This is a genomic window from Polystyrenella longa (genome assembly GCF_007750395.1).
GTDB lineage: Bacteria > Planctomycetota > Planctomycetia > Planctomycetales > Planctomycetaceae > Polystyrenella > Polystyrenella longa.
This window is the reverse complement of the sequence record NZ_CP036281.1, coordinates 5,312,974-5,335,735: the sequence shown is the minus strand read 5'-3', so window position 1 is coordinate 5,335,735 and position 22,762 is coordinate 5,312,974. Positions and strand designations below refer to the sequence as shown.

Genomic DNA, 22,762 nt, shown 5'->3' with positions numbered 1-22,762 from the left:
GGGATTTCGATTGGTTGGACTGATCTTCCGTCAATGCGGATATGTTCTGATTATAAATGGGCTGAAAATGCTTCTACCGTGGGAATATGGCGTTCGTAATCTTTCTCGAAGACCGATGCGCACCCTGTTGACGCTAACTGCTCTCACGCTGGTCGTGTTGCTGGTGCTCATCGTTGTGGGATTCATCCGTGGATTGGAAAAATCGCTTTCGACCAGCGGTGATCAGAGCGTGGTACTCATTTACTCAGTGAGTGCTGAAGAAAACATTGAGAACTCTGCGATATCCGCCAATGTCCCTTCTTTGCTAGCGGCAAGCATTTCAGGAACACAACAGAGGTACGGAGTAGAGCATGTATCGCCTGAAATTTATATGGGGACTCGCATGCGCTCAACATCGGGAACCGAAGGTCTCGGTCTGGTACGAGGAGTAACAACACGGGCCCCTCTCGTTCGCCGAAATGTCCTGATTGTTGCAGGTACCTGGCCAGCAGAAGGTGAAATCATGGTTGGGCAACTGGCGGCAACGAAATTGGGAGTAGCGGACGAAGCACTATCAATTGGAAGCAGCATGGAATTCGAAGGTCAAACCTGGAAAATCAGTGGCCGATTTACAGCTCAGGGGAGTGCCAGCGAATCTGAAATCTGGTGCCGCCTGACCGACTTACAAACGGCAACTAAGCGGCAGGATCTCAGCCTGGTGGCATTAAAACTCGAACCCGGATCAACCGCCGCCGAAGTCAGTCTGTTCTGTAAGGAACGACTCGATCTGGAACTTCAGGCTCTGGGAGAACGGGAATATTACGACTCATTACAACAGCACTACAAACCGGTTCGTCTGCTCGCCTGGTTAGTGGTTTTACTGGTCTCGGGAGCAGGTGTCTTTGCGGGAATGAACATGATGTACGGAGCCGTCACCGGTCGCGTTCGTGAACTCGCCACGTTACAGGCCATTGGTTTTCGCCGCCGTGCTATCCTGATCACCTTGATTCAGGAAGGCGTCCTGCTGGCGGCATTGGCGTCGATCATGGCGGGTCTGTTGATTGTGGTGTTCATTAATGGAATTTCAATCCGCTTCACCATGGGGGCCTTCCAGCTCTCGTTTGACCACATTTCGATTCTCGTGGGGTATGGCATTGGTTTACTCATTGGCATCCTGGGAGCGATCCCACCGGCGATCAAGGCCCTTAGAGAGTCCGTAGCCATCAGTATCAAAGCGGTTTAGCAGAATTGATTTAAACAAAATATTAAAAACTATCCTGAAACCCTTCGGAGGGATTCAGGCCAACTTTCAGTTAACTTCTTAATCTAATCAAAAGGAAAACTCCAATGAAATGGAACTTCTTAGTTATGTGTGGTCTGTCCCTAAGTGTCATGGGATGTGCTGGTTCTGGTGACGATTCTCCTTCAGCATCGGTGGCTGGTGATTCTACTTATCTTGCTTCGATCGAACCGACCGACGCACTCCCGATTGGCAAAGCTCGTGAATCGGCCCAGGATGAGGAATCCGTCACTGTCGTCGGCGTGATTGGTGGATCACACGATCCGTTTGTGGATGGTCTGGCCGCCTTTACCGTAGTCGATCCCGAAGTCCCCTTCTGTTCGGCTGAGGAAGGCTGTCCTACTCCCTGGGATTACTGTTGCACGCAAGACCAGGTCAAAAACAACATCGCGACCGTCAAACTTGTGGACGAGAACGGAAAACCCCTGGCCGCCGATGCAAGAAAACTCCTGAACGTCAAAGAGCTTTCGACCGTTGTCGTAGAAGGTAAAGCCAGCAAGGACGAAGCAGGAAATCTAACTGTGTCCGCCAGTAAAGTTTTCGTTCGATCAGGTGATAAGTGATGCCAGAGACTTCTGTTGATCTGAGTAAGTTAGCCTTAAACCGATCCCCGGAGAAATCAACTCCGGGGGTTGGTCGGCCTAAAAAATGGCTCAGTCGTTACGTATTCCCTGCAGGAATTCTGCTTGTCTTTCTCGCCATCCTCACTGCAGCCGCTGGACGAAGTTTCGTTCCTGCGACTTCAGTGACGGTGATGTCGGTTCTGACACAGCAGGGCGAAGTGCAACAGGCCGGTACGCCTTTGTTTCAGGCGGCAGGTTGGATTGAACCTCGTCCCACTGCCATCCGCGTTGCCGCGTTAACTGGGGGGATTGTCGAGGAACTACTGGTCGTGGAAGGAGACCGTGTCGAGAAAGCCCAACCCATTGCAAGGTTGATCTCGATCGATTCGGAACTCGCAGTCGAACAGGCTCAGAACAATCTCATGTTGCGGCAAGGAGAACTACAACGGGCTCAGGCAGAAGAAGCGGCGGCTCGGGTCCGTTTGGAGAAACCAGTTCATTTGCAGGCGTCGATCGCCGAGGCGGAAAGTCGCTTGGCCAAAGTCCGGACGGAAATCAATCGACTTCCATTTCAAATCGATGCCGCCCAAGCTCGATTGGAGTTCGCGACTCAAAACAGAGATGGCAAGCGGGCCGCACGTGAAGCAATTGCAGCGAGAATTCTCCAACAGGCAGAAAGCCAATTTACCGAAGCCAACGCGAACCTCGAAGAACTTCTGCAGTCGCGTAAAAACTTAGAGCAGGAAATGATTGCTCTACAGCAGAAAGTAACAGCGCTCACTTCTGGGCTGGAATTACTGGTTGAAGAAAAACGGCAATTGAAAGAGGCGGAGGCGAAAGTCATCTCCGCGGACGCACAACGTAAACAGGCAGAGGTCGAACTGCGAATGGCTCGAATCACTCTTGAGCGATGTCAAATTAAGGCACCTGTATCGGGACGCATTCTCAAATTAGTTGCTTTCCCCGGCTCCCGTGTTCTTGGAATGAGCGACAACGGAATGCATAGTTCAAGTACAGTCGTCGAAATGTACGACCCGGACCGATTGCAGGTTCGAGCCGATGTGCGTTTGGAAGATGTTCCGCGAGTCATACCAGGTGCACCCGTGGAAATCGAAACGGCGTCGTCGAAGAAGAAGTTGAAGGGAAGGGTACTGCAACCTACAAGCACGGCCAACATTCAAAAAAACACGCTCGAAGTGAAAGTCGAATTGCTTGATCCCGAGGTGAATGTGCGACCGGAAATGCTGGTCACGGCTACCTTTCTGTCACCCGAAACGAATGTTACTTCCAGTCAAGTCGAACAGGTCAACCGTATCCTTATCCCCAAGTCCGTCATTCAGTCCGCTGAACAACAACAGTTTGTGTGGATCGTCGATTCCAGAGAGTTAGCTCATCGGCAATCGGTCTCCACCGGAAATGAAACCGCAGCAGGGCTGATCGAAGTCACCGAAGGATTGAACCTGACGGATAAGCTGATTTATCCCTTACCTGAAAATCTGGAAGAGGGCGACTCGGTCACTGTCACCGGCGAAGATCATACTCTCGGGATGAAATAGACGTGCCAAAGAAAATGCGATTGCATGAAGGACAAAACCAGAATGGCATTGGTTGAATTACATAACGTTTCCAAAAGTTTCCGTAAGGGAGATGAGACGATCACTCCTCTTGATCAGGTGACGTTGGAAATTGAAGCAGGTGAGTTCCTCTCTCTGATGGGCCCCAGCGGTACAGGAAAAAGTACGTTGCTGAATCTCGTCAGTGGAATAGATCGCCCCGATTCCGGAAAGATCATCGTTGCCGGAACGGATATCACCCAGTTGTCCCGCAGTAAACTGGCTGACTGGCGTGCGGCTAACCTGGGTTACATCTTTCAAACACATAATCTCATCCCCGTCCTCACCGCCTATGAGAATGTCGAACTTCCCACATTGCTGCTCAAGTTGTCTTCTCGCGAACGGCAGGAACGGGTGAACCTTGCTTTGGAAGCAGTGGGGCTTTCCGATCGCGCAAACCATTACCCCCGGCAACTGTCAGGGGGACAGGAACAGCGAATCGGGATTGCCCGGGCAATCGTGGCTCATCCCAAAGTCGTCGTGGCGGACGAACCCACGGGAAGTCTCGATGTCGAAACGAGTGAGCAGATTCAAGTCCTCTTAAAACGCTTGAATGAAGAACTGGACATCACCTTGTTAATGGTCACGCACGATCGGGATGTTGCGCAAATCGCGACACGACAGTTATTACTTGACCGGGGAAAACTTGTTCCGTCAGGTGAGTCTGAATTGGAGAACGTGAGATGATCAAATATGTGTTTAAAACATTGTGGCGTCATCGGGCACGCTCGTTATTGACGATTTCTGGCGCCACGGTTGCGATGCTCGTCTACTGTTTTGTCGGTTCAGTTCAAGAGGGCTTGAACCGTCTGGTCACCGGCCCCGATGCGGAACAGCGTCTGATTGTGTTTCAGGAGAACAGGTTTTGTCCGACCAGTAGTCGATTACCGGAAGACTATGCACGGCAAATCAAAAAGCTCGACGGAGTGGCAGACGTCATGCCGATCCAGGTCTGGACAAACAACTGTCGAGCGAGCCTGGATATAGTCGTGTTCAACGGTGCCCACCCCGAACAAATTCGTAAACAACGACCTCTGAAGTTAATCGAAGGGGATTGGGCCAGATTCAAATCAGGAGACGATTCCGCGATCATCGGCAAAAACGTCGCCCAGCGACGCGGCCTGTCCGTAGGCGATCAGTTTTCGATTGGCGAACTGTCTGTGCAGGTTGTGGGTATCTTCAGTTCGGATGTTCCATCGGAAGAAAATCTGATCTACAGTAGCCTCCAGTTCTTGCAGTATACCCGTGGATTAGATACTGCCGGCGTGGTGACGCAACATGAAGTGCTGGTGTCCGAATCGGCAGATCCGGATCAGATCGCCAGTAGGATTGACAAGATGCTGGGGGCTGGGCCTGTCGCGACCAAAACACGACGAAAGGGAGCCTTTCAATCCAGTACACTTTCTGACCTGGTCGACCTGATCGGCTTCGCGCACTGGTTAGGTTACGCCTGCGTGGGGATGGTTCTTTCTCTCGTCGCGACTACGACTGTGATGAGCGTGCAAGATCGCATGAAGGAATATGCCGTTCTGCAAACCATCGGTATGCGACCATTAAGGACCATCGGTCTGGTCCTGCTGGAAAGCACTTTTCTCTGTTTACTGGGCGGACTGGCGGGGACCTTGATTGCTAATGGCTTGCTTGCCTTCGGTGGATTTGCCATCGGGGCCGAAGGGGCCACCATCGCTTTTCGACCCTCTGCATCTTTGCTTTATATGGGGGTGATTATCTCTTTATTGACAGGGATTATCGCCGGTATCGTACCAGCTTGTCAGGCTGCTTTTGTTCCACTGGTGAATGCATTGCGGGATTAAAGTAGACAAGTTAACTTCGCGAGAAGTCATTACTGAAAACAACGACTTAAAAAATGTCAAACAGGCATCTATCTGTCGATTTCAGAACCTCCAGTAGACATTGAACTTGGATTGAGAGAGCGATTGATGTTGCCTACGTTGAAAAGAGTCGTCAAGTGGTTTGGTGGTCGGGAACCTGCCGTTCTAGTCTCTTTATTAATCGCCGTACTCAGTGTTTGGGCCTTCATCGATCTTGCTGACAATGTTCTGGAAGGAGAGGCACAAGACTTTGATGTGTGGGTCTTAGAGTCGATGCGTCAAACGGACGATCCCAGCAAGCCAATTGGTCCGGGATGGATGGGTGAACTGGGCAGAGACGTCACTTCGCTTGGGGGCTATGCGATTTTGACTTTCTTTACCTTGGCAGCAGCAAGCTTTTTGTGGCTGGATGGTAAGCACCGCACGATGGTTACCCTGCTGATCGCCGCGATTAGTGGCTTATTCTTAAGCCATGGCTTGAAATGGTGGTTTCAACGACCGCGGCCTGATGTCGTTCCTCACTTGGCAGAAGTTTACACCAGCAGTTTTCCCAGCGGACATTCAATGATGTCTGCCGTGATTTACCTTACGTTGGGGACAATATTAGTCACTGCGGTGAAAAGACGCCGCCTGAGAGTATTTATTCTTGGTATCTCACTTCTGTTAACAGTGGCGGTCGGGTTAAGTCGCGTCTACCTCGGTGTTCATTATCCAACCGATGTCTTGGCGGGGTGGGCGGCCGGTCTCGTGTGGGCGATTCTCTGTTGGCTGGTCGCCAGGTGGATGCAACAGCATGGGCATCTACAAGAGGAGAAGAACGGCGACTCAGCTAATTAATCGCTGCATTTCAGAGCTTCATAGCCCGCTGTTTTAAATCTCTCGCTGACTAACGACCTGCTTATGGTCGGTTGGCATATGGTTTGCAAATCCTTCCCAGTCGAGTCTGTAACAAGGTTAAAGGCACGCTCTGAATAAATCTTCAGAGTGTATAGCGAGCCGAATGCTGTCTGTTACGAGATCATGTGAAAGAGCTTGGTTGTTATTCGTCCAAGCTGGCATGACAGACGCCAGCATGCGCCCCGCGCCGAAACATTTCATGACAGGGAGATCGATTAAAATGGCAAACACTGATATTCAAACAGATAAAAAACCATTAATGCAATCCGAACCGAAACCCCCGTTTCCCGAGCAGCATCAGGAGTCACCCGGGTTGGAATCCAAATTGGATCCACTGCCACGATGGCGTGCGGAACGGTACCAGGCGGCTTGCAAGCTGACAGGGAAGCGGGCACTCGTGACGGGAGGAGATTCGGGAATTGGACGAGCCGTTGCCTATCTTTATGCCCGAGAGGGCGCGGATGTGGCGATCACTTATTTACCCTCCGAACGAACCGATGCTGAAGAAACACAGAAAGCAGTGGAAGAGGTAGGGTGTAAATGCATTCTGATTGAAGGGGATTTAACTTCGGCAGAATTCTGTAAAGAAGTCATTAATACGACCGTATCCGAATTGGGTGGCATCGATATTCTCGTGAGCAATGCGGCTTGGCAAAACCGGAAATCGTCGGTGACTGAAGTTAGCGAAGAGGAACTCGACCGTACATTGAAGACGAACGTGTATGCATATCTGCGTTTGGTACGCGAAGCCGTTCCCCATATGGAGCCAGGCTCGGCCATCATTGCCACGGGTTCGGAAGTCGGATTACAGGGAAGCCCCCAGTTACCAGACTATGGTGCCACCAAAGGAGCAATTCATTCGCTCACAAAGTGTCTTTCACGAGAATTGCTTGATAAAGGGATTCGGGTGAACTGTGTGGCACCCGGGCCAGTATGGACACCTTTGAATCCTGCCGATGCCGGAATGACTGCAGAAGATGTTTCTATGTTTGGAAAAGAGAAGGGATCAACACCGATGGAACGGCCTGCACAGCCCGAGGAAGTCTCTCCCAGTTATGTTTTCCTTGCCAGCGATGCGGATTCCAGTTACATCACTGGAGTCATTCTCCCCGTAATGGGACAACCGGCGTGATTCTTACCTACGTTCGGATGCAATCTCAAAACATTGCAACAATGCGGCTTAAATAAAAACACCTCTCTCTGTCGCTGACAGAGAGAGGTGTAGAATACTCAGTTCAAACTTAATCGTTAATTCCCGCTGGAAGCGTCCGGCGCAGTCTGGGGAGTTGCGGGATCGGAAGTGGCTCCAGCCTCTCCATCATCTTTAGGCTCGTCCAGACGGACCATCAACCACTCTTCAGTCCGATCTTTACCAAAGTGAACAAGGGCGACAGTCTGGTCCTGGGTCAGATTGTAGATCCCAGTTTCCATGACGGTATCGCTGTCCCCTTCTGATAATTTCCAGGCAGCTCGTTGCGAATTACGGTCGACGGTCCCTTCAACAGGAACGGAGTTGTTAGTGGTTGTGTTGTAGTACGAGCCCACAATGTAGCCTTCTTTACTGACCGCTAACTGCAGTGCCATGTTTGACTCGCCGGAATCGTCTTTACTTATGGCGTACACTCCGAGAGGCATCCATTCAATCTTTTCAGGAATTTCCTCAGGTACATCAGCCGCGATTGACTCGGCCTGTCCCGCATACTCTTCAGCTGAAGCAACAGGTTTGTCCTGATAGTAAACGGTGTCATTCTGATAGTAGACCGTGTTTCCGTAGTCATACTGGTAAGGTTGATTCCAAGGATTGAGGAACCAGGTTCCCATTGCAGTCCAGGTTGCTGCTCGCCACCAGTAGTTTCTAGGGTAGTTGTTCCAATGGAAGTGCCAGTGATCGTAATGATCGTGCCAGTGATTGTAATGATCATCCCAGTGGTGGTGATCGTGGACGTTGTCGGCCCAATGGTCATAGCGATGACGCATATCGTTTCCGATATTATCTTTCCGGTCGGCCCACTTGTCGTGACCATGATCGCGATTCGGGAAGCGATCAGCGATACCATCGCCCGGGCGATCTTTACCAGGCCGGTCTGCATTAGGAAATCGATCTCCTGGTTTGCCGCCATCGCCGGGTAAACGGTCTCCCGGATTACGATCTCCCGGTAGACGGTCGCCTGGATTATTATTTCCGGGAAGACGGTCTCCTGGGTTGCGGTCACCCGGAAGTTTATTGGAGATGTCAGGGCGGTTCGACGGAAGTTTGTCGCCGGGCAGATCCAGGAAGTTTTTCAAGTCGCCACTGCTGGGGCGATTGCCCGGCAGAGTTTGCGGCCTGTTTCCCGCTGGGCGATTGGCAATCGATCCGTTTCCACCGGGACGATTAACATTCGGACGATTGTTGTCCGGTCGGCTAATGTCGGGCCGGTTGTTTCCGGCAGGTCGGTTCGTGTTGGGACGACTCACATTGGGTCGGTTTGTACTTGGCAGAGTACTGGGTCGGTTTGCGCTGGGCCGGTTTGCACTTGGTTGATTGACGCTTGGTCGCGTGCTGGGGCGATTCACGCTGGGGCGACTGACATTCGGACGACTCATCGAAGGCGAAGGGCGAGAGATATTGGGGCGTCCTCCACCTCCACCGATATGACCTCCGCCACCTCGGTGACCGCCGCCACCGCCACGCCCGCCGCGGGCGAAGGCGTCAGATACTTGCATCGCAAATATTACGATGGCTAACAGGAATATTATTCTTTTCATTGAACCGGTTCCTGACTATGAACTGGAGACTGTATTGATATGCAAATAATGATGCGTAGGCAACTTATCGAAGGATTAATCGACCACACGATGGGCAGTCACTTTTTCGATACTGGGAAGCAGTTGGCCTCCGCGTTCACGACTAACGGATTCAAATTGATAAGTATCCATGTCGATTGGAGTGTAAATGTTGATTGCAGATGCTGTTTCTCCTTCGTTCGTCTGAAACAGCATGCGAAGAGACCAATGCCCATTATTTTCAGACCAGCTCCCTGTTCCGAATCCACCTTGCGAATCAAATATCCAGGACCGAAGTGTTTCTGCGACAGGGTCCCAGCCGATGAGTTGAGCCCCTGACATTTCTGTTTGGCCATCAGTCGTGATTGTAAAGTTGGAGATGATAAAGTTTTGATTCATCGTCCATTTGTTAGTAAAGGTGACGGTGGTGTCAGACTTGTTCCCATCAATAACCCACTCGCCGATCATCCATTCCAGCGGCTGAAGCTGTTCGTAGTTAGACACCTCGGGAACGATGACCAATTCTTCCAGACTTTCGAGCTTCCATTCATCGCCTTCGCGAATGTAGTAGGCCGTATACTCGGATCGTTCGGGATCTTGTCCTTCCTGATACAGCATTGCGATGCCTGTTTCCCGGGCGATTTTGGGAGAGATCATTTCATGCTCGTATTCAGGAACTTCTAAGCGAGTGCTTTTGTCGAGATCAGCAAAATAACTGGTGAATGACTCTTTGAGTTCTTCGATGCCTTGGATCTGATTGCCGTTGGAAGTGGTGTACACACCGCCTGCACTCCAGTAACTCAGAAGTGCATCAACATTACGTTCGTTGTAAGCAGATACATAACCATCGAGAGCCTTTTTGAGATCTGCGGTGGGCTCCACTGCAGTCTCAGTTTTAGTGGAGACGGCCGCGGGTGCTTCTTTAACCTCCGTTGCCGGAGGAGCTGTGGGAGGTTCGTCAGCACAGAGAAGACCGGCGATACAGAACACGCTGATAAACGCTGGGATGTTTGTTAATAACTTCTTATTCACGGCACACTCTTTTCCTGGAAGAATAAGTGACTGAAAAGCAGATTTAATATTATCGAATAGCATTGAAGGATCGTCTAAGCAAAAGTGAATAAATCAATTCAACTCAAATGGGACCATGGAGACACCATTGAACTCGGAGTCTGACTCAGGGATTTGTTCTCCCGCGTTTTTCTCCTCAGCCATTCCAGCAACGACGAACATTCTTAAAAAATGCTGAACAGAAAGAGCCCCTGCCAAGTTTTGGCGTCTGAAAAGGTGGGATTGACTCCAAGCAATTTCGATATTCAGAACATATTGTAGCAAAAACGATGAGGATAAATCAGGTGTAGCCAATCCACTTTGTTCTTCAGCGAGTTTGCTATTAATCAAGCTTGATCGTCAAAGTGTTGAGCTTTCCCGAGAAACGAAACGGTAATTCATATTCATCGGAGATGGGCGTACCGGTGTCGAACCCGATGTCGAGTGTTTCATCAAGCGTGACCCGGTTGGGAATACTCTTTTTAACTCGACCTTCTGCCACCTGTTTATCATTCGCAAACAAAGTGACCGTAGCCGGGGCGAACGGTTTGTCTGCATCTGTAACATACTTCGCCTGGAATGTGACTTCTCCTGTTGGCAGATCACCAGTCGAAGTGACGAGATAGCGCTCTACGCCAACGAGGTTGTAGTTGTAGATCAACTTGCCGTCTAGAACATAAAATCCATACCCTCCAAAACGGCCACCTTGGGTAAGAAGCATGCCGTTAGCACCTCCTTCAGGAATAGTGACTTTTGCCGTGATGGTATGATCCTTATGTTTCAAGTCAGGGGCAGCCCCTTCGGGAAGACGTAATAGGTTTGGATAGGTGAAAGTGTCGCGTCCTGCAGTAAGGCTGGGGCGATTGTCGACGTTCAACCTTTCGGTTTTCCTACCGTCGAGTGGTAGGACCTGATATCTGGCCGCTTCAGCAAAGAAGTTCTTGACCAGTTCTTCAAGTTTCTCCGGATGTACTTTGGCCAGATCATTGGCCTGAGAGAAGTCTTCCTCGATGTTATACAGCTCCCATGGCATGTTCAGCAGATCGATCGGAGGGGATTCGCTTTCCCACGGGATTCCTCGCAAGGCGCTGGCCATCCAACCATTATGATAAATTCCCTGGTTACCGAGCATCTCGAAGTATTGGGTTGTGCGTCGGTCTTCCGCATTGGCATCGTCAAAGGTGTAAACCATACTGACTCCTTCGACCGGCTTCTGGGCGACCCCATTGAATTGATCTGGAGCATCCACACCTACGATTTCCAGAATCGTGGGCGCGATATCGATCACGTGATGGAACTGGTCACGGATTTCCCCGCGAGCTTTGATTCCATTCGGCCAGGACATGGCCATCCCGTTCCGAGTTCCTCCAAAGTGGCTGGCAATCTGCTTGGTCCACTGAAACGGAGTATCCATTGCCCACGCCCAGGCAGCGGGGAAATGGTTGTAATGCTTGTCGCTTCCGAGTGTATCGAGAGCGTCTAGTTTCATTTCCAGCGGTTCTTCAATCGCGTTGAAGAAGGTCATCTCATTTACAAGACCTTCCAGCCCTCCTTCGGCACTCGCACCATTGTCACCCGCCATATAGATAATCAGGGTGTTATCCAATTCTCCCATCTCTTCGATAGCATCCACCACTCGACCGACCTGATGATCGGTATGAGCTGTAAAGCCTGCGAAGACTTCCATCATTCGGGAATATACCTGTCGTTCTTTTTCTGGAACGGAATCCCAGGCTGGCAGTGAATCAGGTCGTGGGGTCAGCTTGGCGTTTGGAGGAATGATTCCCATTTTCTGCTGGCGAGCATATGTCTCTTCGCGGTATTTGTCCCAGCCGCCGTCGAATTTCCCTTTGAACTTATCTGACCATTCCTCAGGAACCTGATGTGGCGCATGGGTGGCACCCGTCGCAAAGTAAGTTAAGAACGGGCGTTGAGGTGCCACCGCTTTGGAGGCTCGCATCATACGAATGGCATGGTCCGCAATGTCGGTTGTGAAGTGATAAGGGGAACCATCTTCGTTTGTTTTGGGAGGTTCTAATCGTTTTTTGTTTTCCACAAGTGCGGGATGAAACTGATCCGTATCTCCACCGACGAAACCGTAGAAGTAGTCAAAACCAAGCCCACTGGCCCAGCGATCAAAGGGCCCTACTAGACTGGTTTCCCAGTCAGGGACGTTATGGTTTTTTCCGAACCATGCATTGGCGTATCCATACTCACGGAGAACTTCGGCAAAGGTCGCAGCGGAAGAAGGTATGATTCCCGAGTAGCCGGGGAAGCCGGTTCCCGCTTCACCGATAACACCACTTCCTACGGAATGATGGTTACGCCCCGTCAACAAGGCGGCACGAGTCGGACTGCACAATGCTGTGGTATGAAAACGTGTGTATCGGAGACCGTTGTTCGCGATGCGATCCAACGTCGGTGTCGGAATCCCACCTCCGAAGGTGCCCATCTGCCCGTAACCACAATCATCAATCAACACGATGAGTATGTTCGGCGGATTCTCAAGTCCGAAGGTGGCTGGGATTTTTAGTTCGGGTTTGACGGCGGTCGAATCTTTGTAGGTGAGACCGATCTTACCTTTAAATGGTTTCTCCGGGCGGGGGAGTAATTCCTCAGCCTGGCTGACCGAGGATGACCCTACGAAGACTGTGAAAACTAGAGTGAATAAAGCCGATACCAGCGACAATCGGACAGGCTTGCGCGCAATGACCATGGTGAAACCTCAAGCGGATGATGTGAATTGTAAAATGCTGTTTCATAAACTACATGAGTCAATGAAATCAATTGAAGCTACAGGTCGTTCCATGAGTTGGATTCTACGATCAAGACGAACCATCATCGTGATCCGAGTCATCGAAAGAATTCAGTGATGGATAATCGATTCCCTTTCGCAGAACACATTCTCATCAGCGATCCCTCATTTCAGCGAGAAGGATTGTGTGCTGTTTAACCATGCCGAAGTTAAAGCCAAAGTTAAAGACGTGAATTGGCTCAGCAGAGTGATACTAAATCGTGAGTCGAATTAATTAGTATTACTAAGTAGCTCATGTTCCAGCCTAGATCCGCTCAGTCAAGAGATCCAGAGAAAAGGGACATGGCGATTCTCGATTTCCCAAAATCTTAATCGTTGAAGTGAAATGCTCTGCTCAAAAGCGTTGCCGATGGAACTCTTATGCCGTGCATCGGGAATTGCTCCTCCGTGGTATGTGTTTCAGCATTTCCACCGGAAAATAAAAAAAGCCGGTTTCCTGTTCATGTATGCGAACGGGAAACCGGCTGGTCTGATCTGAACTTATGTGTTCATAGGTTAGAATGTCAGATTGGCTCGTACACCCAATAAGACCGCTGTGTCAATCTGGTCTCGGGCGGGGATGATAACCTGTGCGTCTGGAGTGATCGTAAGAGAACGATTCACAGCGATATTGTAATACATCTCTACCCCTTGTCCGTCATTAATCCCGCCAATCGCATTCTGGACGAAGGGAGCAATTTCATCACTCGTTCCTGCATAGTAATAACCAACACCAAAGGTGTCCTCATCACGTCCATGAATGACACTGTTTCCTCCAATACCAAAACTGAGGAACCATTCGAGCGGGTTCGTGTCGGCCTCGGCAATTCCAGCACGACCGAACACCCCCCAACCTTTCTTGGAATCACAGGGATCCACATACAGGTATTGATCAAAGTTATAATACAGCGACCACGTGTCCGACGATTTTGCCACAGGTACGTTCGGAAGAATAATACGCGGGTCTTGATCCAGGGCAGTGTACGTTCGGCTGCTCCAGGTGGCTCCGAAAAGCTGATGCCCGGGCATCCCAAAGAAGTTGGTCGGTAATCGCAGTTCAGGAATGAGGGCGACCCCTTCTTCGAATAGCTCGTCAAACCCAGAGGTACGGGTGGTGTCCGTTGGGTTCATGACGGTGAAGGTGAAGATTGGTTCTCCCTGTTCCAGCCAGACGAAACCCGTCGCCAGGCTCGAATAAGGTATCGAACGGAGAGCGATCGGCGTCGCGACGAATGCCATGTTCGAGAACTGTTTAATCCCTCGTCCATGAGCGAAGGCGTTCATGTCTCCATCCAGCGTGTCGGTCTTACCTGCGAAGACACCAAAGTTTTCCGAGAACATCTGAGTGAACAGGACGTTAGTGAGATAAACCTCTTCACTGTCTGCCACGGGAAGGTCTGCCGCGACGTTCGAGGGGAGAAGAGCTCCTGTCGTCCCTGACATGGATTGACCAAATCGATGTTCGGCACGCAATTTCAGGAAAAGTCCTTCCGGTCCACCCATCTTGGAAAAATCGGCATTAATCAGATAGTCGCCATGTCCGGAATATCGGAACTCATGCTCCTGGCCACCTTCTACCACACCCATATAAAACTGGGTGACATTATTTTCCATTACAATGCCATGCTCAGGCAACGAAAGAAGTTCGTTCAATGTCGGTAGCGAATGATCGTCGCAGCCTTGGCTGCAGCCACACGACTCGCACGGACAGGGCATCGCTGCGGCCTGACAGGAATCGCATGTCTCGGTAGACCAGGTGATCGGCCGGATTTCGGGGTCAGAGAAATCACTCTCTTGAGCCTCGGCCGATTGAGGCATGACTGAGAATACCAGTCCTAAGCCGATACAAACAGGAACTCGACAACGGGACGATAACTGGAATAAATCTAGTCCGAGCATATTCGTGGCATTCTTCTGCAGGGTCGACGGAATAGTAAGGAATTATCCTTTCCATCGGAATGAATCGATTGTAGGACTAAATCGCATTGATGAAAAATTGCCGCACGCCGTAGAAATCTTAAGGTTGTTCCGCACAGGAAAACTTTTTCGTTTGTTGAGAATAGCTAAGGCTGGAAGACTTTGTGTGCCGTTCTGGAGACTGTTGAACCGGGTCGCCACCACTTCCGCAAGATGAAATCTACTTACGAAACGACCATATGCTTCGTGAGGCGCACGGACGAGGCTTATCATTTGCTTCGGGACCGAAGCAAATGATAGGCGGCTCCAAGTTTCAGCGGCGATGGTACCAACGGCTCAGTTAAAATAACTTGCTGGACCAGTTCGCTCTCTTCGGTAAAGTCGTCAGCGAGATTTATTCCGCCGGGAAAACTTCGTTCCAGTCGTTCTTCATACTGACAATCACCCAGCCACGTGCTTTCGCCTCGTCGAGGCCGCGTGCAAGTTGTCCAATATGAGAATCACGGTCATACGCGTATTCCCGCTCGGTGTCATCGTGATGAACGAGCAACCCCAGACGTGGGCCGTCTCCAGTAGTGGTGTATTCCAGCATCTGGAAATCGCCATCGGAGTTTCCGAATGCCAGAATCGGACGTTTGCCGATGTGCTGTTGTATCCCAACTGGCTTCCCATCTTTGTCATCAAAGAAATTCAACTCTGGTTGCTTCACGATCACCCCTACTCCCTCACGAACTTCGTAGCTGCTTTTGCTTGAACTGCCGACGACCTGCTCGGGGGGAATGCCATAGACCTCTTCTGTCCAAGGACGCATGAAATCGATTCCTCCGCCCGAGACGATATAAGTTTTAAAGCCATTCGCTCGCAAATAGGCCAATAGTTCCAACTGGGGTTGGTAAACGCATTCCAGATAAGAGCGTTTGAATCGGGGGTGTTCCGAATGGTTCGTCCAGTCCATAACTGCATTTTTAAACTCGGTCTCTGTGATACCGGAGTGGGTGGCGGCGACTAACGCAAGAATTCCCTTTTCTCCCGAAGCGAACACTTTCTTGAGGTCGCCATTGAGAACAGATCGAAATGGCTCCTTCTCGTTCCATTCTGGATGGCTCGGCGCCAGCTGATGGACCCGATAGAGAGCGAACGCCAATTGGTTGTAAAAAGGTTGTTCGCACCAGAGGGTACCATCGTTGTCGAACACCGCGATCCGATCTTCAGGAGCAACGTATTGCTCCCCTCCTTCTTCCGTTATCGAGCCGACAAATTGCATGACTTTCGTTTTCGTTTCCGTCTCATTCCACGAAGAAAGCGGATCCGCAGCTGAGAGAAGGTTTCCCATCAGCAAAAAACTACAAGAAAGTAAAATACATCGCAGCATTGTTTAATCCTCGTCTGAAGTGTGTGTCTAGAGCAAACTCTCTACAAACGTTGTCGTAATTTAACCACGAAGTTGGTTTTAATGAGTTGTTTGTTGTCTGTTACTTATCTCTTTTTAATACAACGAAAACCGGTATGGCTCGTCCCGGTTGAAGGTTCTCCTTTGCCTCGTCCTCCCGGTACATAACGTGTGCAATACTGGTCCGTACATAGAAAGCTGCCTCCCTTTTGAACGCGTTTTTGAACTCCCGGTTCCATGGGGTCAAAAGATTCTTCCTGGCTTGGCCCTTTCGGGTTCACCGAGAGATCTTCGTGCCTAGCACGTTCGAGATAAGTGTCGTTCCGATACCAGTCGCTGGTCCATTCCCACACGTTGCCTGCCATGTCGGATAATCCGTATCCATTCTCCGGGAAGGAACCGACTGGAGCCGTGGCGACGAATCCGTCTTGAGACGTGTTTTCGTTAGGAAAAATTCCTTGAAAAGTATTCGCCATGTATTCGCCATCCGGTTGGAATTCATCACCCCAGCCGAATTTACTCTGCTCGAGTCCACCTCTCGCGGCATACTCCCATTCGGCTTCAGTTGGTATCTGTTTTCCTGCCCATTCCGCAAAGGCGAGTGCATCTTCATAGGCGACGTGTACCACAGGATGGTTCTCGCGTCCTTCCAGGTTACTACCTTCCCCTTCGGGTTGTTTCCAACTGGTACCCGCGACGTAATTCCACCATTGAAGGTGATTGTCTAAGGGGACTTGGCCTGCAGGTGGAGAAAAACAAACCGATCCGGCGAATAGATTTTCCGGAGGAGCCCCGGGAAATTCTTCTTGAGTCGGCTTCCGCTCCGCGACGGTCACATAGTCTGTCGCATCCACGAATTCTTTGAACTGCGCGTTCGTGACTTCGGTCTTATCGATCCAGAAACCGTCCACCTTCACTTTGTGAAGTGGAGTCGTGTCCCGAAATCGGCGGTCTTCGATTCCCATGGTGAATTCACCACCCGGAATCCAAACCATTCCCGGCGGAGCATCCCCGGGTGGGGCATCAGAATCTACCAGGGCCCAAACCGATAGAACGGCACAGGAAACGACGGCCAGAGAGATCGCCGTGATGGCGTATTTTCGCATTTATTTCTCCGGTGCTCGGGAAGCACCTCAGTAATGTTCTGCGTTCCTAATTCGACTTACCAGATTATGAGAAAGCAGAGAGTTTATTCTAATAAGTGATTGATTAAACGATTGGTCACTTTAGTGGTTAGTGGGTCAGACAGTTAAGGTTCTCGGTAACCATCGAAATGATTCATTTTGGGATTCAAAAAATGATTCATCATATTTCAGTGTTAATCGAAAAGCGGGCACATTCAACAAACAATAGCCCTCGCTTCATGAAAAATTGCAACTATTTGTCGACGCATCCATTGTTGTGAATGGGTTTTGGAAGAAAGTACAGAGGGGGCTGACCACTGGGTTGTGTTGGCTGTAGCGACAGACGGGACTCGTAATCACTATCCACCACCCGCACACATTCCCCTTGAAATTCTGAATGTCGGTCTCGATACTGAAGTGGCACCACTGATTGAGTCTCTAGAGGGCGTTCCATGAAATTGCACAAACAGGTGATTCTCGAATTCCGTGAAGGGAACTCGGACGAAATCTATGAAATCGACCTGTGCGAGATTGGACCGGATCAGTTCGTGGTCAATTTTCGTCATGGACACCGGGGAACTACGCTATCAGAAGGAACAAATACGGACGAGCCTCTTTCTTTTTCGGATGCAGAACTGATGTTCGAGGAGCTGGTGACTTCCAAAACGACCAAAGGATATCGAGAAACCACGCACACGGCCATCGCCCCACTGAGCGAGCAGGAAGCAGAGGCCCAGGTAACGAAAGCAGCAAGTCAACTAACCGCGCGGGAACAGGCGATCCTGAATCGGCTTTCGAGGGACAAGGATACGAATCACTCCTGGAAGTTGTCTCGGGCAGTTTGGCGCGCGGGGGAGTTTCGACTCCATGAAGCCGAACCCGTGTTGATCTCGCTCCTCGGTAGTGGTGACCCGATGCTCGATTATGCCGTGGCCTGGTCTTTGGGGCGACTGGGCGGTACGGCCAGCCGCGCGGCGCTGTCCCTATTCATCGACGACGAAAATAACGCTCCTCATGCACGGCGTATTGCTACTGTAGCCTTGGCTCAAATTCTTACTGGTGAAGAACAACGGGGATTTCTCGAACAGCAGCTACATGGACTCCCCGACAATCTTCTCAAATCGGCTTTGGATGGTCCGATTGAGCTGTTTGAAAAAGATTTGCGAGAGTTCCGTAATGAAAGCGACAAACAAACGGCGTTGGTGATGGAATCGTTGTACCTTCTCAACAATGAGTTCGTTCGACCGGTGCTGCTGACCTGGTTGCAGTCAGCTGAGTTCAAACACGATCTGTTCCAAGCCTTGCGGCACATCTTCAAAGCGGCCGAATTGCGATGCGATGCTGAGGTCTTTGGGATCCTCGCCTATCGCTTTGAAACGACCAAAAGTGGCCGAGATCGTTTTCGTAAAGAGAGTAAGTTCTACTTCCGTCGTCGCATCTGGTGGACGCTTAAGCGAATGGCCGAACTGGAACAACCCGAGTTCGTCCCGATGGCGGCTCATCTGCTACGGCAATACACCGACGGAGATGCTGTCCCTGAACGAAAAAAATATACCTACGTTCCCATTCCAAAAACCTATCGTTACCAGAGTATCACCGTCCGTTACGGACCCTATGCTCCTTATCTGGCGTTGAATCAACTCCTGTATGGAAACAGCCCTCGCTTCGAATTGGACAAGGCACGTCGCTACTTTTGTTTTCAAAAAGAGTATCAAGGAAACGATGGCTTATTAAACAATGTGCGGGAAGAAGCGTTTCCGGAACTGTGGGAACAACAACCCCAGGTTGTCTTTGAAATGTTGACAGTCAGTTGCTGTGAGAAGGTTCATCACTTCGGAGTTCACGTCTTGCGGGACTGCCCTTCGTTTTGCAACGAGATGGAATCGTCCTCTCTGATTTCGCTACTGGAAACGCCCTACACGGTCACCAATCATTACGCACTCGAACTTGCCCGCCCTCGGTATGATGCCGATTCTCCTGATCTCGATCTTCTTACTGCACTCGCCAATTGCAGCTATGATGAAGCACAGAAACAAGCCTGGGAGTGGATCACTCCAGTGAGGGAAACTCTTTTTGCCAACAGTGACTTTGCTGTTGCCTTACTCGCCAGTCCTCAACCTCAAACACGTCAGCATGCTCGGCAGGTACTTCGTGAGGTGGATCTGTCAACAACTGTCCGTCGCGAAATACTTAAACAGATCTTTTCTCGACTTTACAAACTGGATGAGATCGATAGTCGTCTCGCCGCTGAGCTGAGCCAGATGTTATTGGAGAATTTTGAGAAGGATCTTCAAAGAGTCAATCTCGATGTCCTACTGTACCTCGCAGCGCATCGTGTGCCTGAATTGCGACGTTTCGCAGGGGAACTCATTCTACTGCATGATACCTTTCGACAAGCTCCTCCCGTCGACGTACTGGTTGCCCTGCTCTCGTCGAAGCAGGAAATCGTGGTTGATGTGGGCATACAAATCTTCCTGCAGTTATCGCCTGAAGTGTTGAAAGAGAATGAAGAGATCGTCTTCCAACTGATTCGCCATCCTCAGGAGAAGATCCGGGAACTGATGCGTCCCACGCTGATCGAATTGGCCCAGTCCGACAGTCTTTTTGGTCACCAGATATCCGTACGTCTCGTCGAAGCACTTCTTATCTCTGGAGCATCCGAAGGGGTTCCTACCTACACGATGCAATTGCTGTGTAGTGACTTAAGAGGATTTCTGAATGATGTCCCCTCGAGACAAGTGTGGCAGTTGTTGAATTCGAAATCCGGACCGGCCCAGCAATTGGGGGCGGAATTGCTCGAGACGAATGTGGATTCGATTGAACTTTCTGTTTATGACTTAGTCGTGCTTGCCGATCATGATTTGATTGACGTCAGACAAATCGCCCGGCAATGGTGCCGGAAGGATGTTGACAAGATACGGAAAGACCTGCCTGCCGCCATCAAGTTATTCGATACTCGTTGGGACGACAGTCGTCAGTTTGCATTCCAGTACTTCCGCGAGAACGTGGTCGAGAGTGAACTACTATCGCCCGACATGCAAATCGCTATTTGCGACAGTACAAGGCCCGATGTGCAGCAGTTTGGTCGCGAATTGATTACCCGGGCTTTCGACGAAGAGCATGCCGAAGAATACCTTATCAAACTCAGCGAACATCCCAGTGGCGACATGCAGCTTTTTGCCTCCAGTTTGTTAGGTCAATACGAAGGTGATGACGGCGAACATTTACGCCGACTGTCATATTTCTTTGCCTCCGTCCTCTCGCGTGTGAACCGGGGGCGGGTGGTGAAGAATCGTGTTTATCGATTTCTCGAACAGGAGGCATCGAAGTCAGAGGCGAATGCTCAAGTCGTTATCGACCTGTTGAACCGACAGTCGGCCACGGCGGCAATCGGTGACAAATCACGGGCGATTGAAATTCTGCTGGCGATTCACGCCAGGTATCCTACTTTGCCGACGATTCTGCAGTTGCAACCGGTGGAGGTGCGAAATGGAGTTTAACTACAACTACCAATCGATCACCTCGATTGAGAACAGCGGTTCCCGGACCAGCATGTCGTTTGCTCCCGACACTCTGCGGTTGCCGACATTCTTTCGCGGAGAATTAAAACAGAGCATTGCCTTTCGTGAAGCGATCAGTACGCTGCACGATGTCGTTGTTTCTGACTTGCGATGGAAACCCAAGGATAAAACTGCCTACAAGCAGTGGGCCGAACGACAGAATGAAATCGATCTGGCGAAAGTCGCTTCCCAGAAGCAGGAACTAGCACAGCAAATTGACGAGATTCAGGCGGAACTCGCTGTTCTGCATCAGCGACGGAACGAACGATGGACTCCGTACTACGCAGCTCAGGCTCGATATTTCAAATACCTGCTTACTCGAGACTACAATGCCTGGTTGGTTCTCGATCCTGTCATCACCGTTCATCCCGATGAAGTCTTTTTTGAGTGTTTCAGTCAGGATGAATCGAGTTATGGACGGCTCTCAATAGGCTACGAGGTGTTCCAGAACGTCGGTGAGTTCTCCTGTGGAACCACCAATATTGATTACTCCTCTTCGCTCTACGATGAATTCCAAAAAATACGGAGTTATAAAACAACGCAGTTCGAAATCGACCCTACTGGCTTCGAAGTCGAGACCTCCGGCGAAGAGGCACACAAAGAAATCAAGATCGACTTGCCTGACAGCTGGGTTCGTGGATTCCTGCAAGTCAGCTCGGCGCTCTCTCTCCCGGCAGCAACGATCGACCTCCATCCGATGGATGTGCATAATTTCTGCTTGATCCTACGGCGTCACCGGGAATTGGTTGGACCACGATCACTCCGTTTTCAGCTCACACCGGGGGCGCCCGTCAAGATCGTGATCGATCCCTGGGGGACGGAACTGGAATGTCCACGATCCGTTTACCAGGGGAATACCGAACAAGAAATCCGTGTCTGGGGCCGGCGGCGATTGCATATTCTCGAACGATTAATCCCTATCGCGGACCGCTTTACTGTGCAGTTGTTAGGAACAGGGATGCCTTCGTTTTACACCGCTCACATTGGTGATATGGCATTTACGCTGGGACTCTCCGGATGGACGGCGAATGACTGGTCACGTGCAGGCCAGTTCGATTTACTGGCCTCGCGAGCAGATGTCGATCAATTTACCCGCGAGAAAGTATTCAATACTTTAAAAGAGACCTGGTACGAAACACCCGATCGGCTGGCGACTCAGCTCGGTCTGGATCGCTCTGTGGTACTTGGAGCCTTAGCTGCTTACACGCAAGCGGGCCGTGCCATCTGGGACGGAACCAAAGGGGTGTATCGTCTCCGTGAGTTGACCCGTGAACCTCTGCCGATGAAGCATTTGCGATTCGCAAACGAACGGGAAGAAAACGCCGTCCGGTTTCTCGATGAACAGAGCGTTCAAGTAACTGTGGCTGCTGTTGACGCGAATGGAAACCACCAACTGACAGGCACCGTGCAGGAACAGAGCCAGTTGTATGAACCTACATTATCCCTTAATCGGGACGAACAAATCAGCGATGCGGAATGTACCTGCAACTGGTATCAGCAGAACAAGTTGCGAAAAGGTCCCTGCGAACATATCCTCGCATTAAGAATGTGTCATGCGCGTCGTGACCAACTGGATGTGACCTAGGGAGAGATGAGAGAACCAAAATCATAAAAGGAATGAATTATAATTGAACCTGTCCCCGTCAGACGGAGCAGCCGGTGAAGTGAGCCTTGCAACCCGAATGGTGGATCGCCATTCATGTGAATTGATAGGAACCGCATCACTGGCCCACTCGTGACTGTGCGGGCTGTCACCTAGTAACGGTAATTGCAGTGTGAATCCCCTGGATTCAATTGACCGTTACTAGGTGGCCCGCTTGAGTTGAGCGGTCCAGTCCTGAGAGCCTTTCGAAGGGAAGTCTTACCGGCTGTTCCGTCCGTCGGGGACATAGTGATTTTTGTAAGCAGTTTAAAAGCCCTCTAAAGGGTAACAGTTAATCTCTATCTGTGGCGTCAAGCTGTGGCGTCAAGAACATC

Annotated in this window: 15 protein-coding genes; 9 read left to right on the top strand and 6 right to left on the bottom strand. The window is 50.5% G+C overall.

Annotation, left to right across the window (positions count from 1 at the left end; translation table 11 throughout):
• Positions 1 to 67 precede the first annotated feature (67 nt).
• From Pla110_RS19675 to Pla110_RS19645, 7 genes are all read left to right on the top strand, one after another.
• Positions 68 to 1,222: an ABC transporter permease gene (locus tag Pla110_RS19675; protein WP_144998396.1), complete on the top strand. Its 1,155-nt coding sequence runs from the start codon at positions 68 to 70 to the stop codon at positions 1,220 to 1,222.
• Between the two features lie 104 nt (positions 1,223 to 1,326).
• Positions 1,327 to 1,842, top strand: coding sequence for a hypothetical protein (locus Pla110_RS19670; protein ID WP_144998394.1), 516 nt, complete (start codon positions 1,327 to 1,329; stop codon positions 1,840 to 1,842).
• On the top strand, positions 1,842 to 3,398 hold the full coding sequence (locus Pla110_RS19665) for an efflux RND transporter periplasmic adaptor subunit (protein ID WP_144998392.1): 1,557 nt from the start codon (positions 1,842 to 1,844) through the stop codon (positions 3,396 to 3,398). Before Pla110_RS19670 ends, Pla110_RS19665 begins: the two co-directional genes overlap by 1 nt.
• Before the next feature lie 42 nt (positions 3,399 to 3,440).
• Positions 3,441 to 4,142, top strand: coding sequence for an ABC transporter ATP-binding protein (locus Pla110_RS19660; RefSeq protein WP_144998391.1), 702 nt, complete (start codon positions 3,441 to 3,443; stop codon positions 4,140 to 4,142).
• Positions 4,139 to 5,269, top strand: coding sequence for an ABC transporter permease (locus Pla110_RS19655; protein ID WP_144998389.1), 1,131 nt, complete (start codon positions 4,139 to 4,141; stop codon positions 5,267 to 5,269). Before Pla110_RS19660 ends, Pla110_RS19655 begins: the two co-directional genes overlap by 4 nt.
• A gap of 126 nt (positions 5,270 to 5,395) precedes the next feature.
• Entirely contained in the window at positions 5,396 to 6,124 is a 729-nt protein-coding gene (locus tag Pla110_RS19650) for a phosphatase PAP2 family protein (protein ID WP_144998387.1), read from the top strand.
• 280 nt (positions 6,125 to 6,404) lie between these two features.
• Complete coding sequence (locus Pla110_RS19645) at positions 6,405 to 7,316, top strand: SDR family oxidoreductase (protein WP_144998384.1); 912 nt, start codon at positions 6,405 to 6,407, stop codon at positions 7,314 to 7,316.
• Positions 7,317 to 7,432: 116 nt separating this feature from the next.
• Here Pla110_RS19645 and Pla110_RS19640 read toward each other — a convergent pair whose 3' ends face one another.
• From Pla110_RS19640 to Pla110_RS19615, 6 genes are all read right to left on the bottom strand, one after another.
• Positions 7,433 to 8,932 (bottom strand): hypothetical protein, encoded by a 1,500-nt coding sequence (locus tag Pla110_RS19640; protein WP_144998382.1) that lies wholly within the window; start codon positions 8,930 to 8,932, stop codon positions 7,433 to 7,435.
• A 75-nt stretch (positions 8,933 to 9,007) separates the two neighbouring features.
• Positions 9,008 to 9,982, bottom strand: coding sequence for a YybH family protein (locus Pla110_RS19635; RefSeq protein ID WP_197440315.1), 975 nt, complete (start codon positions 9,980 to 9,982; stop codon positions 9,008 to 9,010).
• Between the two features lie 361 nt (positions 9,983 to 10,343).
• A complete protein-coding gene (locus Pla110_RS19630) occupies positions 10,344 to 12,716 on the bottom strand; it encodes an arylsulfatase (RefSeq protein ID WP_144998378.1) in 2,373 nt (790 codons plus the stop codon).
• A 594-nt stretch (positions 12,717 to 13,310) separates the two neighbouring features.
• Positions 13,311 to 14,612: a carbohydrate porin gene (locus tag Pla110_RS19625; protein ID WP_231742630.1), complete on the bottom strand. Its 1,302-nt coding sequence runs from the start codon at positions 14,610 to 14,612 to the stop codon at positions 13,311 to 13,313.
• A 493-nt stretch (positions 14,613 to 15,105) separates the two neighbouring features.
• Complete coding sequence (locus tag Pla110_RS19620; RefSeq protein WP_144998375.1) at positions 15,106 to 16,083, bottom strand: HAD family hydrolase; 978 nt, start codon at positions 16,081 to 16,083, stop codon at positions 15,106 to 15,108.
• Between the two features lie 104 nt (positions 16,084 to 16,187).
• The gene (locus Pla110_RS19615) at positions 16,188 to 17,207 is read right to left on the bottom strand and encodes a formylglycine-generating enzyme family protein (protein WP_197440314.1); all 1,020 of its coding nucleotides are present in this window, start codon (positions 17,205 to 17,207) and stop codon (positions 16,188 to 16,190) included.
• Positions 17,208 to 17,677: 470 nt separating this feature from the next.
• Between Pla110_RS19615 and Pla110_RS19610 the strand changes: the two genes are divergently transcribed.
• Both Pla110_RS19610 and Pla110_RS19605 read left to right on the top strand, forming a co-directional pair.
• Positions 17,678 to 20,725 carry a HEAT repeat domain-containing protein gene (locus Pla110_RS19610; RefSeq protein WP_144998373.1) on the top strand — a complete coding sequence of 1,016 codons (3,048 nt, stop codon included), beginning with the start codon at positions 17,678 to 17,680 and terminating at the stop codon, positions 20,723 to 20,725.
• Complete coding sequence (locus Pla110_RS19605; protein ID WP_144998371.1) at positions 20,715 to 22,370, top strand: SWIM zinc finger family protein; 1,656 nt, start codon at positions 20,715 to 20,717, stop codon at positions 22,368 to 22,370. The genes Pla110_RS19610 and Pla110_RS19605 overlap by 11 nt, the downstream gene beginning before the upstream one ends.
• The last annotated feature ends 392 nt before the right edge of the window (positions 22,371 to 22,762 follow it).

Excerpts from the sequence above, each read along its gene's own strand:
- Pla110_RS19675 (WP_144998396.1), top strand. The coding sequence starts at position 68 with ATGCTTCTACCGTGGGAATATGGCGTTCGTAATCTTTCTCGAAGACCG.
- Pla110_RS19670 (WP_144998394.1), top strand. The coding sequence starts at position 1,327 with ATGAAATGGAACTTCTTAGTTATGTGTGGTCTGTCCCTAAGTGTCATG.
- Pla110_RS19665 (WP_144998392.1), top strand. The coding sequence starts at position 1,842 with ATGCCAGAGACTTCTGTTGATCTGAGTAAGTTAGCCTTAAACCGATCC.
- Pla110_RS19660 (WP_144998391.1), top strand. The coding sequence starts at position 3,441 with ATGGCATTGGTTGAATTACATAACGTTTCCAAAAGTTTCCGTAAGGGA.
- Pla110_RS19655 (WP_144998389.1), top strand. The coding sequence starts at position 4,139 with ATGATCAAATATGTGTTTAAAACATTGTGGCGTCATCGGGCACGCTCG.
- Pla110_RS19650 (WP_144998387.1), top strand. The coding sequence starts at position 5,396 with ATGTTGCCTACGTTGAAAAGAGTCGTCAAGTGGTTTGGTGGTCGGGAA.
- Pla110_RS19645 (WP_144998384.1), top strand. The coding sequence starts at position 6,405 with ATGGCAAACACTGATATTCAAACAGATAAAAAACCATTAATGCAATCC.
- Pla110_RS19640 (WP_144998382.1), bottom strand. The coding sequence starts at position 8,932 with ATGAAAAGAATAATATTCCTGTTAGCCATCGTAATATTTGCGATGCAA.
- Pla110_RS19630 (WP_144998378.1), bottom strand. The coding sequence starts at position 12,716 with ATGGTCATTGCGCGCAAGCCTGTCCGATTGTCGCTGGTATCGGCTTTA.
- Pla110_RS19625 (WP_231742630.1), bottom strand. The coding sequence starts at position 14,612 with ATGCCTCAATCGGCCGAGGCTCAAGAGAGTGATTTCTCTGACCCCGAA.
- Pla110_RS19620 (WP_144998375.1), bottom strand. The coding sequence starts at position 16,083 with ATGCTGCGATGTATTTTACTTTCTTGTAGTTTTTTGCTGATGGGAAAC.
- Pla110_RS19615 (WP_197440314.1), bottom strand. The coding sequence starts at position 17,207 with ATGCGAAAATACGCCATCACGGCGATCTCTCTGGCCGTCGTTTCCTGT.
- Pla110_RS19610 (WP_144998373.1), top strand. The coding sequence starts at position 17,678 with ATGAAATTGCACAAACAGGTGATTCTCGAATTCCGTGAAGGGAACTCG.
- Pla110_RS19605 (WP_144998371.1), top strand. The coding sequence starts at position 20,715 with ATGGAGTTTAACTACAACTACCAATCGATCACCTCGATTGAGAACAGC.